Source organism: Chryseobacterium sp. BGARF1 (assembly GCF_001677955.1).
In the GTDB taxonomy this organism is placed as follows: domain Bacteria; phylum Bacteroidota; class Bacteroidia; order Flavobacteriales; family Weeksellaceae; genus Chryseobacterium.
Genome location: NZ_LELA01000071.1, coordinates 1 through 17513, shown reverse-complemented (window position 1 = coordinate 17513; position 17513 = coordinate 1). Strand labels below are relative to the sequence as shown.

Genomic DNA, 17513 nt, shown 5'->3' with positions numbered 1-17513 from the left:
CCAGAGTGCTACCGTTACACCATGGGTCTGTTTTATTTTGGTGATGCAAATTTAAAGCTTTTTTCTTTATTTGCAAATCATTTTTTAACTTTTTTATCTTTTTCTTTCATCATCACTCTATTTTCATCCGTAACCTTTTTATTTACAAATCTCTACAAATAAAAAAAGAATTGAAGCAATGCTCCAATTCTTTTTTTATTTGTAGATCTAGAAAAGTAGACCTCTATTATTGTTTCCAGAAGCTCCACACCGTTCCGTTAAAAACAGCAAGCTGCTTGGCCGTGGTATCATAAACCATCATCCCAGGTGCTGGATTGATGATATTAAGATGCGGACTTGCTACTCTAGGTAAAACCATTGCTTTATTTTGGTCTTCTAAAACCAAAATACCAGCTGCTGGCGCCGCTGTGGTTGGCGTACCGATAGAAACTTTAGCATCTGTATTTTCGGTAGCATCATTCTGAATCTGTACCGCTGTTCCGGTAGCACCGGTAAGATCTACCGAAAGATCCTTCCACCCTCCAGAATACTTTACCTTTACTTTATGATCCGAAAGGTCATACACTAAGCTTCCATCTACAACACCTGTTACAGCACCTGTACTTGTTACCCAGGGAAGAATCATGCCGCGGTTTTGCGTTTCTGCAAATTCCAATGAAACAGAAGAATTGCTTACAGAACCTTTTCCTATCGCCACCTGACCCGAGATCAGCAGCGTACCCATAAAGAGTACTGCTGCTGTGGTCATTATATTATTTCTTGTTATCATTTTTTTAAAGTATTATGAGTTATTTAAGGACAGGCCTGAGTGTTAAAACATTTCCAACCACTCGCTGTTCCATCTGTATTAATGTATATACAGTTTGAACTTATATTATACACCATCATTCCTTCTTTCAGATTTTCTACAGGAATACTATTAATTTCTGTTATTGTCAATCTGTTAGGTACAAACGCTTTTGTTTTAGATTCTAAAGCAGTCCAAGCTCCTTTTCTTACCATTGGCCAGTCGCTGTTGTCTGTCCCTGCTCTCTGTAATGAAGTAATCCCCTGATGGGTATCTAGAACAGTTCCTGCTGTAATAGCAGGCTTGTAACAGAAACAAGCTGAGATGGTAGCATTGATTGCAGAAGCGTAAGTGTAAGTTCCGTTGTAAAGACCACTTTCTGTTGCTGTTTCAACTCCATTAAAGAATCCATTGTTTCCATACTGAGCTGGGGTTCCGTTTCCTACATACGCTTCAGCTGTACCAGAAGCAATACCGCCTGTATAAATACTTCCGCCACTGCTTGACATAGAAGCTGTTGCTCCTGAATTGGCAGCAACCCCAGATTCTTTCGCATCCGGACAACCGTCACCATCGCTATCAAGATCAAGACGGTTTGGTACTCCATCACTATCGGTATCACATTCGCTATACCCAAACATCGTAAACTCATCAAATGTGAAAGCTGGTGCTCCCCAGTAATAAGTTCGTACTTTATAAGCGGTAGAAGGCTTCAGCTGATAATCATTAATATCATTAATAGCCACACCTGTAGCATTTCTTAACATATCGATATTTAAGATCGTGTAGGTTACAAAATTGTCATCAGAGATCAACATTGCCCAATGATAATTAGTAGCATTACTTGCTGATGATCTTATATAATACAGCGAGTTATAGTTATCTGCTGTTGTTGTAAACGGATGTTCTAAATATTCATTGGCACCAAAAGCATCTCCTAATGTACTACCATTTACATTACTTATATTGATAGCACCTCCACTAATAGCAGCGGTAAGACCAGCACCTGCCGTCCAAGAACCAACACTTGTAAGATAAGTCGGCGCACCATTAGTTCCTGCAGCAGTTGTTGTATTACTCCAGGTAGCAAATATATCAGCAGTACTTGTAGTAGTCGGTATAGCAGGATAAACACATTCTGTAGTATCTAAAATACCGTCGTTATCATCATCAAGATCGATAAGGTCCGGAACACTGTCACCATCGGTATCGGTACAGAAGTTAAGCGTTTTGTTTGTTGCATACTGAGTATACGTTGATGTATAGTTAACAATACCACTATCTGGTGCAGTTTCTACAGTATCACCCAACCCATTATCTCCATAATTACCGCCCACGGTAACATAGTTTCCTGAAACAACACCTCCTATATTGAAGAAGTCACCCGGAACTAATTTAGAAAGAGGAATGCCTGCTTCTACTGCATCTGGACAACCATCACCATCACTATCTCTGTCTATATAGTTAGGAACACCATCACCATCTGCATCTGAGCTACAACCCATTTTGGTACGGTGATACGATGCATTATAATTCTTATACTGAATTGTGAATTCTATTAATCGTGCGGCATTCACAATATTAACATTATCAACCCCTAAAATTCTATAAGAATAATATCTGGTGTTGTTTTGCAATGTATTATTGAAAACAATATTACCAGTGGTGTTCAACGCCTGACCTGCAGATGCAGAAAGATCCATCCACGTGTTGGTCATCATATCTAAACCTTGCAACTTCCATTTTCCAGCACCAAAATTGGTACTTCCTACATTCAGAGTGACACTATTAATAAATGCAGCATCGATTACTGGAAGGTTAAAAGTAATTAAGGCTTTATTCTGAATACTTGTAGCTGTAGGTGCAGAAATTTCACCATAATTAGTCGCTAGTGTAATATCATCATAAGTTTTAGAAAGCGGATTCGCTGTTGTCCATCCGAAATCAGAAGTTACTCCTTCAGTAATATCCATCGCCTGTGCTTCGGTATAGAAACAAGACGGAGATTCTACTGCATCAGGGATACCGTCATCATCAGAATCAATATCATATAAAAACTTATTAGAACAAGTACTTACATCCGCATTTGTTGCTACAAACAAATAAGTATAAATATATTTATAAGCATCCGGATTGGTACTTAATTGTAAAGCATCTGCAAAACCATTGCTACCATAAGGACCTGGAACCATCGCATTTGGCATATTAACCGTTGAGGTTACAGCACCACCACTACCATTCTTTACATCAGCCGCTATAGAAGCCTCTGTTATATGATTATATAAGATCGCTTCTTTGGTATCCGGACAACCATCACCATCGCTATCTAGATCCAAATAATTTGGAATACCATCATTGTCGATGTCACAAGCACCCGCTCCTGCCCCTGCAACAGCTACACGATCTATTACAAAATCAGACTCTGTATTTCCAGAAACAGAAGGATAAAATAATAAATAATAATTAGCTGATGATGCAGGTATAAAGCTTCCTGTGAAATTTTTATAACTCGGAGTAGCCCCTACAGCAGGAATTGTATTTAATGCTCCTGATGTTATGATTTTTTCAGCCATTTTAGTATCTGCATTGTACAACATTACGATATACTTGGTAGCAGAACCTGACGCACGATTCCCTAAATCGAAAGAGTAATTATAAGGTACTCCTGCAACTAAAGGAGTTGACAATTTATTAACTATAGGATGTTGAGGATCTCCTTCTTGTAATACATACTGAACTCCTGTAGCTGTATTACTTCCGTCTAAAGAATCAAAGAGTCCTCCTGTAAGTTGAGAATTGACCTGATTACCTCCTCCAATACCATAATTATATACATTTCCATTATTAGAAATATTAATAACACTAGGCGTAAAAGGTTCAGCAATAGGAAATGTAGCAGAAGCTAACCCGACATACCAATTTGGTAAAGTTGCTGACTCGGCAGAAAATCCTCCACCTGTAGCCATATTGGTGAACAGTGTAGGACATTCTATTTTATCTAAAACTCCATCATTATCATCATCTATATCAAAAATATCCGGCACATTATCACCATCTGTATCAGTACAAACATTTTGTCCTAACGAAAGGGCATATAGAGAATAGGTATACGTTCCGTTATAAATGCCGCTGTCTAAAGCAGTTTCAATTCCATTAAAGAAACCGTTCGCACCGTACTGAGAAGGCGTACCGTTTCCGACATAAGCATTAGCTGTTCCTGAAGGAATACCTCCTGTATAAATAGAACCACCACTTGCAGACATTGATGAGAAAGCTCCTGCATTAACAGATACACCCGCTTCCAATGCATCCGGACAGCCATCGCCGTCACTATCAAGATCCTGATGATTCAGGATTCCATCACCATCCGTATCTACAGTACAATTTATAGGTTTAGGATTAGCAGAAGGTATATAAGTAGCAGGATTAATCGTTCCTGTCACTTCAAAATTGGTAAACGTAGGCTGAGTAGTCCCTACTGTTGACAATCTGATACGGTAATATCTGTACAGATTATTAACATTCAAAGTTACCGGCCATACTTTTGGTGTTCCTGCAGCAATTGATACCGGAGCAGAAACCGCATCATAAACCACGTCGTCATGAGAACCTTCCAATACTGCAAAAGCTCCTGCCCCCCAGTTTGCTGTAGCCGTAGAAACAAGCATCTGAGTAAGACTTACTGCCGTAGGATATTGTACTTTATAAATGACTTTGCTTGTATCACCAAGTTGATTAGCTGCAATAACATGATTAGAAGCAGCTACAGTCGTACTCACATTATCACGCATTGTCGGGATATCATCTGTAGCTGTAACTGATACCGAATTTACTGTTGAAGATGTTAATCCCGTAGATACTTTAAGCGCTACCATGGCTTCAGTTGCTGTATAAAAACAAGCCGGACTTTCTACTGCATCTAATATACCATCATTATCATCATCAATGTCTATTAGATCTATGATACCATCTCCATCAATATCACTACAACCTGGGAATGCAAATTCGAAGATGTTGTCTGAATAATTACACTCAGGATAACTGCCTAAATAATCAGACTCATCTATCAATACCGTCATGTAAGGATTGGTATTAACGGCAATATACAATTTGTTTATTGGCAAAGAAGTAGAAGGAATTCCAAAATTTAAATTCTGAGTAATACTAGAGTTTCTCGGAATATTTTGACTGGTCACTGTCTGATAGATCAAACTTGCATTAGCCTGTGTTCTAGGATCTTTATCATAAACATATACATAAATGTTTTTTGCCATTGTAGCAGATCCTGTATTGGTGATCTGATACTGTATCTGAAGATTACTACAATTAGCAATTCCATTAGGACTAAGATTAGTTATTGTAGCTCCCGAAACAGAAATATCAGGTGCTGCGATCTGCCCTGGAGGGGAAATTAATTCTAATGGGTTAAGCTGGGTATTAAACGTATTAAGAATCTGATTATTAGCGCCATTAAAAGATGCTAAAATATTTTGCTGACGAACAGGAATAGAACCATCGTCATTCACGTTCACATTATTGTAGCTCAACTGGTTCCAGATAGGCCTAGCCGGCATCCAAGGAAAATTAACCGAACTAAATATACAGATACTAGTACCACAAGAACCTACGATCTCTGCTTCACCATCTGCATCAATATCTGCAACTACTGGATGTTCCCAACCAGTACCACTGGTACAAGAAAATGTTGCATAGTTCCTGTCGGCTCCCACACCAGCTGGCGCATATGCCATAGGACCACCATACATGATCCTTAGATCCGTCATATCACGGTAAACAATTTCTTTATTACCATCACCATTAAAATCAAAAGCTACCATACTGGTTGCCGCACTAGAATCTGATGTTGGTGTTGTAAATATTGGAGCAGAACTACTTACATTATAAGCGGTAAGAGTACTTCCCACCAGTACAATAATTTCGGGATAGTTAACTTTAGACCCATTAATAAGTCCATCATCAGCTAGATCATCATTGTATACATTCGCAATAAAAGGAACAGGTCTTTGCACACTGGTACCACCCGTCCAACTCATTACGGTCTGATTAGTCATAGGCGTCCATGCATACAGAGAACCGTTTACATTAGAAACTACTACATCTAATAATCCATCTAAATTAATATCTGCTATCGCAGTAGGTCCGTCATAATTAGCTCCCGGAGCACCAGTATAGTTTCTTACTAACTGTACCTGTCCACTTGCTACATCCACAGCATACACCTGGTTACCTGCTACAATCTCAAGCCCCTTACAAAGAGAGCATTCTGATGTTGGCAACACATCATAAGCATAAGAAAATGAACCACCTGCCGCTCCGGTATTACCAACAGCTGCCCCCACCGTCATTGCATTAATAGCATTTGTAATACATGGTGAAGTACCACAAGCAAAATTTACACTGAAAATCTGATTTCCTATATATATCTCCGGAGTACCATCTTCATCAAAATCGGCAATAGCAGTTCCACTAGAGCCATAACTTCCGCTAGACAAAACACTTGAATTTATTGTTCCTGAAATAAAACTTTGCCAAGTTGTACCATTGTATCTCAAAACAACAAGTTTTGTGTTACTAGAAACGTAAGCAATCTCCAGATAACCAGACCCATCCAGCTGCCCAACAGCCAATGAATTTGGCCTGCTCCCAAAAGTACCATCCGGATTTGGGATTGAAAATTTAGGGAGAAGCGTTGTAGAATTAAGAACCGTTATTGAGTTGCCTGTATCATTAAAGGTAATAAGATCGGGTATCCCATCACGATCTATATCTGCCACCATTGGTGTCTGGTAATTACTATAACTTCCTGTAGAAGTACAAGTCTGCTGTTGCACCTGAAAGTTGCTCACCGTTTTGGTAGATGCACATACAGCAGCGGGGTTACAATCGCTGTCATACATATCAACATAACCATCACCATCATTATCTATACCGTCATTACAAATCTCTGTAAGAAAAGGCGAAATTTGATTATTAATTGCATTTGGATTATATGTGGAGGTGTAATTCGGGATTCCGTCTCCATCAGGATCTACAGCATCTACCAGACCATCACTATTGCTATCAATATTTGGAAAACTATAATTAGCAGCGGTATTACTGGTTGCTCCAGATTCAAAAGCATCAGGAGCCGTATCTCCATCACTATCTCTATCAAAATGATTAAGAATACCATCAGAATCTGTATCTACATTACAGCTTGCTTTTGGATATAATGAGCCTACATACGCAGAATTCTTAAAATCAAAATAAACTTCTGAAGCATTTTGTGCTACAATATTAGTTGCAGCCACACCTGTTATCCTAATATATTTATAAGCAACTGTTGTATTTAACGTAACAGGATATTTCATAGAGTTTGTAATACTCACCGCACCATTGGCAGTTACATTTGGTCCTGTAGCATTGCCTATTGCTGCTGACAGATCTACCCAATCGCTGCCATTGTTGGTATTAGAACCCTGAATCTTTGTAGTTCCGCCAAACTGTGTGAGTGTATTGAACTTTAAATATAAAGCATCTAATTTTACAGCACGTGTAAAAGTAAACAGATAAACATTTGCATTCTGAATAGCCTGTGCAGGGCTTGCTGAAAAAGTTACCGCAGTTACTCCTGCTACTCCGTCGAGCAATTGTGCAAAATTACCTGTTGTGGTCGTCAACCCCGATGAAATTGTCACTCCATTGGTGGTTGGTTTAGCCCCGGTATTCCATTCACTTGCAATAAAAAAGCAAGAAGGACTTTCTATAGCGTCTGGGACACCATCATTGTCGTCATCGAGGTCTAAGGAGTTAATAATGCCGTCACCGTCGAAATCATCGGCAGAGCCATATTGCGCAGATACAAAATTAAAAGATGCGAAAAAGGTGAAAAACAAGTAAAGCCGCCACCTCCTAAGAATTGTGTTTTTTATCATAGATTAGTTTTATAGAATTGAAATTTATTTAAAAAAAGACAATAAAACTAAAAAATTACCGAATTAGAAATATTAACATTATTTTAAATAAAAACAATTATTAACTCGAAAATTTATACAATTTTATTTAAACACAATATTAAATACATAAAAACAAAGTTGTTTTTTTAAATATACCATACTTAAAATACCAAATACCAACTTGCGCAATTTAAACCAAAACAATTAAAATAAATAAAAATATCAACTTTGTAATCCATTACACAAAACCAGCATTTTCCCCCATGGGTTTTATTTAAAATTTGATCTATGGAAATGAATCTAACACTATTATCAGCGTAATCTTCAAAAGAAGCTAATACCTATAACATTAAATTATTATAAATAAAAAACTCTTGATCAAAAAAAAACTAAAAAATATCATGTGACTTACTTTAATATAATGACATAAAAAAAGTAGCACAGTTGATGTATGCTACTTTTCTCCATATTTATTTATGAATATGAGACCTATTGTAAAAATCTCATTTTTAAAACCGACCTCCCTTCTTCATTTTATAAAAAAACACATGACCGTGTTTTTTATTTTTCAGAGTCCTCAATAAGTTTAACGTCTTTCTCACGCAATCTGATTTCCAGCCAATTTTTGAACTGTGCCTTATCTTCCGTTTTACCAGAATAAATAAGAACAAACCTTAATTTTGCGCTATCTGTTTTGGGGTATTCTTCAACCTTACCATAAGAGACATTACTGATAGTAGGATAAATAGCTTTAATTTCCTGTACCAATGTAGAGTCAGAAATTTTATATTCGTCTAATTCTTTTCTTAATTTAGATACAGCAATGTCTTTTTCCGAAAGATTGATATTGTTTTTATTAATTTCATTAAGGATCTCAGATTTTACATCACTCGTGCTTTGTCTTACATTAAATTTAGTATTTGAAAGACCGTTACTAATAAGCATTTTATTATAAGATGCAATTTCTTCTGCATTGAATTTTTTTTCTAAAAAAGCAACATCTATCGATTTAGGATTCGAGTTATAATTAATTTTTTTATAAATGATGGTATATCCCTTATTATCAAATTCTTTCTGAATAAACTGTTCTGCCGTTCTTATGAATTGTTTTTCGTTAAATAAATTATAAGCCAAATAAAAACTAGGAACAATCATCACCAGGATCAAAGCTGTAATTCCGTAACGAATCCTTTTTTCATATTTATTATCAATAATAACGGAAGGATATTTAAGATATTTTACAACAAAAAAAGTAGCAATACAAATGAAGAAACAGTTAATGATATAAAGATAAAATGCACCAAAAAAATAAGAAAAATTAGAGGTCGCCAAACCAAAACCCGCTGTACACAATGGTGGCATCAAAGCTGTTGCAATTGCTACTCCCGGAATAGGATTTCCTTTTTCAACTCTTGTGATTGCAATAATCCCTACCAAGCCTCCAAAAAAAGCAATCAGAACATCATAAATATTGGGGGAAGTTCTCGCCAATAATTCTGACTGCACATCTTTGAACGGACTAATGTAGAAGTAAATTGAAGAAACAGTAAGACTTACTATGGTCGCAATAAAAAGGTTTTTAATCGATTTTTTCAGCAAAGGGAAATTGTAAGTTCCTAAAGCAAACCCAGCCCCAACAATTGGTCCCATTAATGGTGAAATAAGCATCGCCCCAATAATTACCGCTGTAGAATTTACATTTAATCCTACTGATGCAATAATAATCGCACAAGCCAAGATCCAAAGATTAGACCCTCTAAAGGAAATATTGGAAATTACATTTTCCAGAACCTTTTCTTTTTTTTCTTCACCATTGTGAAGATTGATAAAATTAAAAAAGCTATTCATCATTTTAGTTTTTTATATGATAAAAATAAGGTTTTCAATAATACCTTTGATAAAATCTTTATTCTATTTTAAACTTTGCATCGCTAAATCATTATCATAATGATCTTTTCCTGATCTATTTATTTCTAAAAAGCGGATCAACAAACCGAGCATTCTCAGTAAGTCTTTTTATACAGTTACCGGTATTTTTTTTCGAAAAAGGAGAATTATTTCTCCTTTATAAACTCCTGTAACACGCATGATTAGCCAGCTACACCATCATTTTAAAAGAAATTAATACCAAAAAGAAATTTATTACATTATATTCAAAAAAATACTATATTTACCACAATTAAACACACACAAAGATGAAAATACAAAGTATCTTATTCAATATAGACCCATTCTAGGTTCTAGCTTTTTTACCAGACATATAACAACGGCCATTTTTCAATTTATTTTCAAATAAATAATGTAAACCGGTTCGCTGAAGACAAAAATCGTAAAACTAAATAACCATGACAATTAAAGAAACATATGTTTCTTTAATAAAATTGTTGGTTAATTATTCTTCTTACTAAAAAAACACAACACAAAAATGGAAAGATTTTACACATTCATTTTTAAGAGATCATTCTTACTTTTAATTGTCTCATTCAGTTATCTTTCGGCTCAAAATACAGGGCCTACTGATGATTTTGACGGCGATGGCATTATCAACTCGGTAGATATAGATGATGATAACGATGGCGTACCAGACGCTACAGAAAGTCCAACTTGTTATTACAGTCAAATTGAGGCTCAAAAAATCACATCTGTGAGCTCACAACTAGCTTCTTATTCTACTTATGTACCCGCTAATATCATTGATAATAATGCATCTACACTCAATGCATTTAATGGTGCAATCAATTGGGTAGGAAAAGAATTGTATAGAATGACTCCTACAATACCGATTGCAATAAGTTCGCTAGAACTTGACTTGTCAACATGGGCATTGTCTTCTACAACAGCGATGACCTTCAGATTAGAAGGTTCTGTTGATGGACTGATTTGGACTAGTCTTTCTGGAGCTGTTTCTTCAACAGCCACCTCAGGAACTTTCACTGTAAGCAATAGCTTACCCAATAACATATACGGGTATTATCGACTAGTGGGAGTTGCAGGAACATCTTATTACGGAGGGGTTACCGAAATTCGGTTAATTCCTAATAATTATGTTCCGTCAGCTCATTCTAAAACGACATGTACAGATACTAATATAGATGGTGATAATATTTTGCCACATTTAGATTTAGATACTGATGGCGATGGTTGCAGCGATGCTTTTGAAGCAAGCGCAACAAGCAATCTGTCTTCTAATTATAAGTTCTCAGGAGCTGTAGGTGCTAATGGATTAGATAATACTTTAGAAACTGGAGATAACGGTAATATTAATTATTCTTCTACATATGTTCAATATGCAATAATTTCTTCAATCAAAGCTTGTGTAGATTCTGATGGCGACGGTATTAGAGATGTCATAGATATAGACGATGATAATGACGGTGTGCCAGATGCTACAGAAAGTCCAAATTGCTTTTACACTCAAGCTGAAGCTCAAAAAATCACATCTGTAAGCTCACAATTAGCTTCTTATTCTACGTATGTGCCGGCTAATACCATTGATGGTGATGTATCTACCATGAATGCATTAAATGGTATAATCGATTGGGTAGGTAAAGAATTGTATAAAGTGACTTCTGCAACACCTATTGCAATCAATTCGCTACAACTCGATTTATCCACATGGGCATTGTCTTCTACAACAGCAATGACCTTCAGGCTAGAAGGTTCTGTTGATGGGCTGACTTGGACTAGTCTTTCGGGAGCCGTTTCTTCTACAGCTACAACAGGTACTTTTACGATAAATAATAGCCTACCAAATAATAAATATGGATATTATCGACTACTCGGAGTTTCGGGAACGTCTTATTACGGTGGAGTTAGCGAAATTAAGCTAATTCCAAATAATTACATTCCGTCTGCTAACCCTAAAGCAACTTGTATAGATGCCAATATAGATAGTGATAATATTTTGCCACATTTAGATTTAGATACTGATGGCGATGGCTGCAGCGATGCTTTTGAAGCAAGCGCAACAAGCAATCTGTCTTCTAATTATAAGTTCTCAGGTGCTGTAGGTGCTAATGGATTAGATAATACTTTAGAAACTGGAGATAACGGTAATATTAATTATTCTTCTACATATGTTCAATACGCTACAACTTCTGCAATTAAAGCTTGTATAGATTCTGATGGCGATGGCATAAGAGATGTTATCGATATTGATGATGATAATGATGGGATTTTAGATACCACAGAACAACGCTCCTTAGATTGTGAAAATGCGTATGATCTTTCGCATCGTGTCATACAATGGCAGTCGGTTAACAGTAGTACTATGACAGGGGATTTTATGGTAAACGGAGAAAATATTTCGGTAACCGCCACAACAACCAAAACATTTCAGGGACTTCAGGATGCACACTGGAATTTTGGAACAGGATCCGTAGTAGGATGCCCAGATATGCAAAGTGCAGCTACCAATTCTGCAATCAATATTTATACTGGTGATTATACAGTAACCTACACCTTTAGTCAACCTGTAAGAAACCCAAGCTTAACTTTTGCATCATTTGATACTTCGGTTATTAATTTCCCTCAACCTGTATACGTAAGTGGCTTACAAGGCAATCCCTCTGGGATAAGTATAGGAAGTTATATTACAAGCTACCCTGCAACAGAAAATAAAGTTGCCGTGATTTATAATGGAGTCTACAACTCTATAAGCTTTACTATTCCTGCCCAGGACCATCAAGGATCCGTGATATTATATATTGCCGACTCGGAAACTACAGGTACGGCACCATCTGTCATTACGACAGGTTCTCCATTTATTTATAAAGATATTGATACAGATGGTGACGGCATCCCAAATCGTTTAGACCTTGATAGCGACGGAGATGGATGTTCAGATTTATTAGAATCTAGCGTGAGTCCTTCTACAGATGTTTCCACACCTTCAGCAACTAACAATACAGGCGCCAGTTATGGTATAGCTATAGCCAAGATTGCAGGGAGCCAACTGAACCCTTCAGCAACAGATACTAACAATGATGGACTGAATGATTCTGTAGATTCTGATCTTAACGGAATCCCTAATTACACATCAACTTATATTTACAATGCATTAAATTTTAATTATACACCTTGTTATGATACAGATGGAGATGGCATCAACGATGCAGATGATATAGATGATGATAATGACGGTGTACCAGATGCTACAGAAAGTCCTAGCTGCTTCTATACTCTTTCGGAAGCTCAATCGATTGCGAAAGTATCTTCAGAACTAGCACCTTATTCTACGAATACACCTGCTAATATTATTGATAGTAATCCTGCAACCTATGGTGCTTTTACACCTTCTGTAAATTGGGTAGGCAAAGAACTATACAAAATAGGTCTTGTTACTCCCGTAAAAATAAATTCTATACAGTTGAATCTTATCAATTGGGCCTTATCATCTAGCGCTGCAATGACATTTAAATTACAGGGCTCTATAAATGGTACAAACTGGGATGATCTTTCTGCAGCACTAGCTTCTACAGCAAGCACAGGAACCTTTACTATCACCAATAATTTATCTAATAATTCTTACCGTTTCTATCGCTTAATAGGCGTAGCAGGAACCTCATACTATGGAGGGGTTACAGAATTGAAGATGATAATGAATAATTATGTTTCATCTGCTAATCCTAAACCAAATTGTACAAGTGATACCGACGGAGACACAATTCCAAATCATCGTGATCTTGATAGCGATAATGACGGTTGTTCAGACCTTAAAGAGTCTAATGTTAGTCCTTCTACAGATATTTCCACACCTTCTTCTACTAACAATGACGGTGGTAGTTATGGTATTGCCGTAACAAGCCTTACCAATAGTCAACTGAATCCTAATGCTGCAGATGTTAATAATGATGGACTTAATGATTCTGTTGACCCTGACAAAAATGGTGTTCCAAACTATACTTCTAGCTACTTTGTAGCGATTAAATCAGATATTAATGGCTGTACAGATACGGATGGAGATGCAATAGCTGATGTTTTTGACCTGGATGATGATAATGACGGTATTCTAGATAATGTAGAATCTAACTGTAGTACAATTGTTATCAACAGTGCGCAATATGCTACCTCAGTACTCTCATCCAACAGAGTCGCGGGATCTGCAACTAGTGGATTTGGAAATGTAAATTCTATACTTGGCGCTGCGGATGGTGTATATTACTCATTAGGAGATATTGGTAGTAGTATTACATTTGGTTTTGGTAATAATATCACAACTTCCGGAACTAATGCTGTTGATTTAAAGGAAATTGAAATAGGTACCGCAGAACTTACCGATTTATGGTTACAGCCGACACCATATACAAGATACCTTATCGAAACAAATGGTTTCACATTAACTTATGATACCGATGGCTATGCTAAAATAGGGGCATTATCTGGAACTAATTCCGATATTGATATTGATGCTCTTTTTGGAAATATCTTCACTTCTGGCCAACTGCAATTTACAGCAGGTAAATTAATTACTACAGATAATACAGCTGGAGCGGGACAAGCCAATGCAGGTGCCGATGTAGATGCGATCTGGGCACTTTATGTATTACAAGGTTGTAATCAAAACTTAGATACAGATAATGATGGTATTCCAAACAGATTAGATCTAGATAGCGATGGTGATGGTTGTCCAGATACCAAAGAAGCAATTCTTTATAACAATGCTACGGAAGCTTCTATTAATGGAAATGTACAAAATGGTAGCGGGGGTGCAGTAACATCTACAGTTTCTACTTCTAATGCAATGGTTCCCGGACCGTATGGAAGCAATGGTTTTGCAGATGCTTTACAATCTACTACCAACCCTGATGCTTATAAACAAGTTTACTCGTACCAGTTTATTGCAACAGATTCTAATATAAGTACTTGTGATAACAAGTTTTTATTAGATATTGATTCTGATGATGATGGAGTTCCTGATGCTGTAGAATCACCTTCATGTTTCTATACCGAAACTCAGGCTATGGATATTATGGACGGTGTAACCTCAGAGTTTGTATGGGCTACAACTAATCCATTGTCTAACACCTATGACGACAACAGCACATATGGCTTAATATCTGCTCCTACGGCAACCAGTATTCAAAATAAAGCATTAATTACATTTGATCTACCGGTAATTGACGCGTCGGTTATAGATTATGTAACATTGAATGTTGGCGCAACCTTTGGGGCAGGAAAATGGAAGTTACAAGGTTTAGACATTAATACAAACACATGGACAGATCTTTCTGCTCTAGCAGGTCAGGCACTAAACTCGGCTACGGTCTTTACGTTTAATAACACACTACAGCCTACTGTAAGATACCATACCTATAGAATTTTAGGGGTAGATAATGTTAACATAAGCAATAATGCGAGATTAATAGAATTTGAGATTCATTATAAAAATTATAATGCTTCTCTTAACCGTACAAAAACAGGCTGTAATTCTGATTTCGATGGTGATGGGGTTCCTAATTACATCGATAGAGATACCGATGGAGATGGATGTCCGGATGCGATAGAAGCAGGTATTAACAAATCATTATTGGTTCCTGCTAACTTCTATAATATAGGTGGTCAGGTTTCTGGAAACTACGTTATCGTAGGGGGGAATTATGGAACCAATGGTTTGGGTGACAGTGTGGAAAATCCTGCAGATAGCGGTATTATTAATTATGTTTCTACTTATAATATCTATGCCAGAGATAACACGAGTAACTTATGCTCAGATACAGATAATGATGGCGTTGCTGATCCTATAGATATTGATGATGATAATGACGGGGTACTAGATGCAGTAGAAAGCCCAACTTGTTTCTACACCGCTGCCGAAGCTAATGTAATTTTAAGAATTAGCTCACAGTTTGCGAGCCCAGATGATGATCAGTCAGATCGTGATATTCAGATATTACATGATGGTTCTCCTGCGTTGACATTTAATTTCAATGATTATACAGTAGCACAAAATCCTACAGGAAGTAATCTATTAACAATAGAATATCTTACACCAGTTAAGTTAGCTACCTTAGTACTTTCAAACAGATTGAGTACAACGACGGGAGCTAATGCAATAGTGGTGGGTTCTCAGGATGGTATTTCTTGGTCGGCAGCTCTTAGCCCTGCAACATTAATAACAGCTGCTAATGCAACCACACCAGTAACCTTTACAGTTACCACTACTCTGCCATATAAGTACTATAAAATTCAGACAGGTACAGTAGCTGGTGCATTAGCTACAACTAATACGGTTGGTGAGGTGACCTCTACATTGACAAGTGATTATACTCCATCATCACACTCGAAACCAGGATGTACCAATGATACTGATAATGATGGTATTCTTAATCATCAAGATCTTGATAGTGATGGTGATAGTTGCCCAGATGCAGCAGAATCAGGAACAGCTACACAAGCTGGAGCAAGTAATACTTATTCTGGAACCATTGTAAATGTAGGAGGTTCATCCACCGTAGAAAATGCCATTGTAGGAGCAGCGGGCTCTTATGGAGCTAATGGTTTCTATAGTGGTATAGAAAATAATGATACACCAAACGCCAATTATTTAGGAACATACACTTATGCCAATGCTATTAATGCTTTAGTATCAGCTTGCTTCTGTTATAAACCAGCAGTAACTGCAGGAACAGTCTTAGATACAAAACATGGCATTACTTCATTATCAAGAGCGGGGACAGATCATGACAACTGGCCAATGGTAAGAAAAGGCGCATGGACGGTATTGGAAGCGAAAACTAAAGCTTTCGTTCCGAATGTACTTACAACTGCTCAAATTACAGCAATTCCTTCAGCTAATCTCGTTAAAGGAATGATGGTTTACAATGTCTCTTTAGGCTGTCTTCAGATCAACGTAGATGGAACAGCAACAGGATGGAAGTGTTTCGATAAACAAACATGCCCTACAACACCTTAATCATGTTTAACTTTAAAAAATTGATATAATGAACAATATTAAATATATAATGCTTTTATCACTCACGTCCATTATGGCATCAGCACAAATTGCCATTGGCAAAGAGTCCGTAAGCAATACTTCCGTTTCTTTAGAATTTGGAAGTGCCAACAGAGGTATGGTATTACCTTGGGTAACCAGTATTGCTGCCGTAAGCAGTGTGAGAGAAGGTAGTTTAGCATATGATCTTACCGACCATAAAGTGAAGTTAAAAATCGCTGCAGGCTGGAAAGATATGTCAGGAGACACTACCGGAACTACAGTTGATCCTTTAACAAATATAGACGGTGTTTTAATTCAGGATGCTGCAACAGAAAATACTGGAGCTAAAGTAGCCATTGGTGAACCTACATCATCAACCGGCATATTAGTTTTGGAAGATACCAATAAGGCAATGGTTCTACCTCAGGTAGCAAGTCCGCACCTTAATATCATTAATCCAGCTCCAGGAATGATGGTATATGATACCACAAGTAATCAACTAGCTTTTTTTAATGGTAAAATGTGGAGTTTTTGGAAACCCAGTAATTAAAAACTTACATTAATCCATTTTATTTAAAAATCCCAAAAAGTTTTTAAACTTTTTGGGATCTTTTATTTTCCTTAGAATTTTTTAGAGCGGTACGAGATAAATCTTTCTTTCTATTCAGATTATCCAATATTTTTGCTTAGTCCCCAACTTTTGAGACTGATCCCCTTTTTTTCAATTCTTAAATTTATAAAAAATCCAAAAAAAACAGTCTTCTGAAAAATCAGAAGACTGCTATTACTAAAATGTAGACCCACAGGGATTCGAACCCCAACTGATGGTACCAAA

General features: G+C 36.9%; 5 protein-coding genes. 2 read left to right on the top strand and 3 right to left on the bottom strand.

Annotated features, from left to right (window positions below; translation table 11 throughout):
• Positions 1–226 precede the first annotated feature (226 nt).
• The 3 genes from AB671_RS13555 to AB671_RS13545 all read right to left on the bottom strand — a co-directional run bounded on the left by AB671_RS13555 (position 227) and on the right by AB671_RS13545 (position 9594).
• Positions 227–769: a hypothetical protein gene (locus AB671_RS13555; RefSeq protein ID WP_228390883.1), complete on the bottom strand. Its 543-nt coding sequence runs from the start codon at positions 767–769 to the stop codon at positions 227–229.
• A 23-nt stretch (positions 770–792) separates the two neighbouring features.
• The gene (locus AB671_RS13550) at positions 793–7722 is read right to left on the bottom strand and encodes an FG-GAP repeat domain-containing protein (protein ID WP_157444219.1); all 6930 of its coding nucleotides are present in this window, start codon (positions 7720–7722) and stop codon (positions 793–795) included.
• 582 nt (positions 7723–8304) lie between these two features.
• On the bottom strand, positions 8305–9594 hold the full coding sequence (locus AB671_RS13545; protein ID WP_066675454.1) for a DUF389 domain-containing protein: 1290 nt from the start codon (positions 9592–9594) through the stop codon (positions 8305–8307).
• A 574-nt stretch (positions 9595–10168) separates the two neighbouring features.
• On the opposite strand from AB671_RS13545, the gene AB671_RS13540 reads away from it, so the two are divergent.
• Both AB671_RS13540 and AB671_RS13535 read left to right on the top strand, forming a co-directional pair.
• Entirely contained in the window at positions 10169–16657 is a 6489-nt protein-coding gene (locus AB671_RS13540) for a discoidin domain-containing protein (protein WP_066675456.1), read from the top strand.
• Between the two features lie 28 nt (positions 16658–16685).
• Positions 16686–17228, top strand: coding sequence for a hypothetical protein (locus AB671_RS13535; RefSeq protein WP_066675458.1), 543 nt, complete (start codon positions 16686–16688; stop codon positions 17226–17228).
• The last annotated feature ends 285 nt before the right edge of the window (positions 17229–17513 follow it).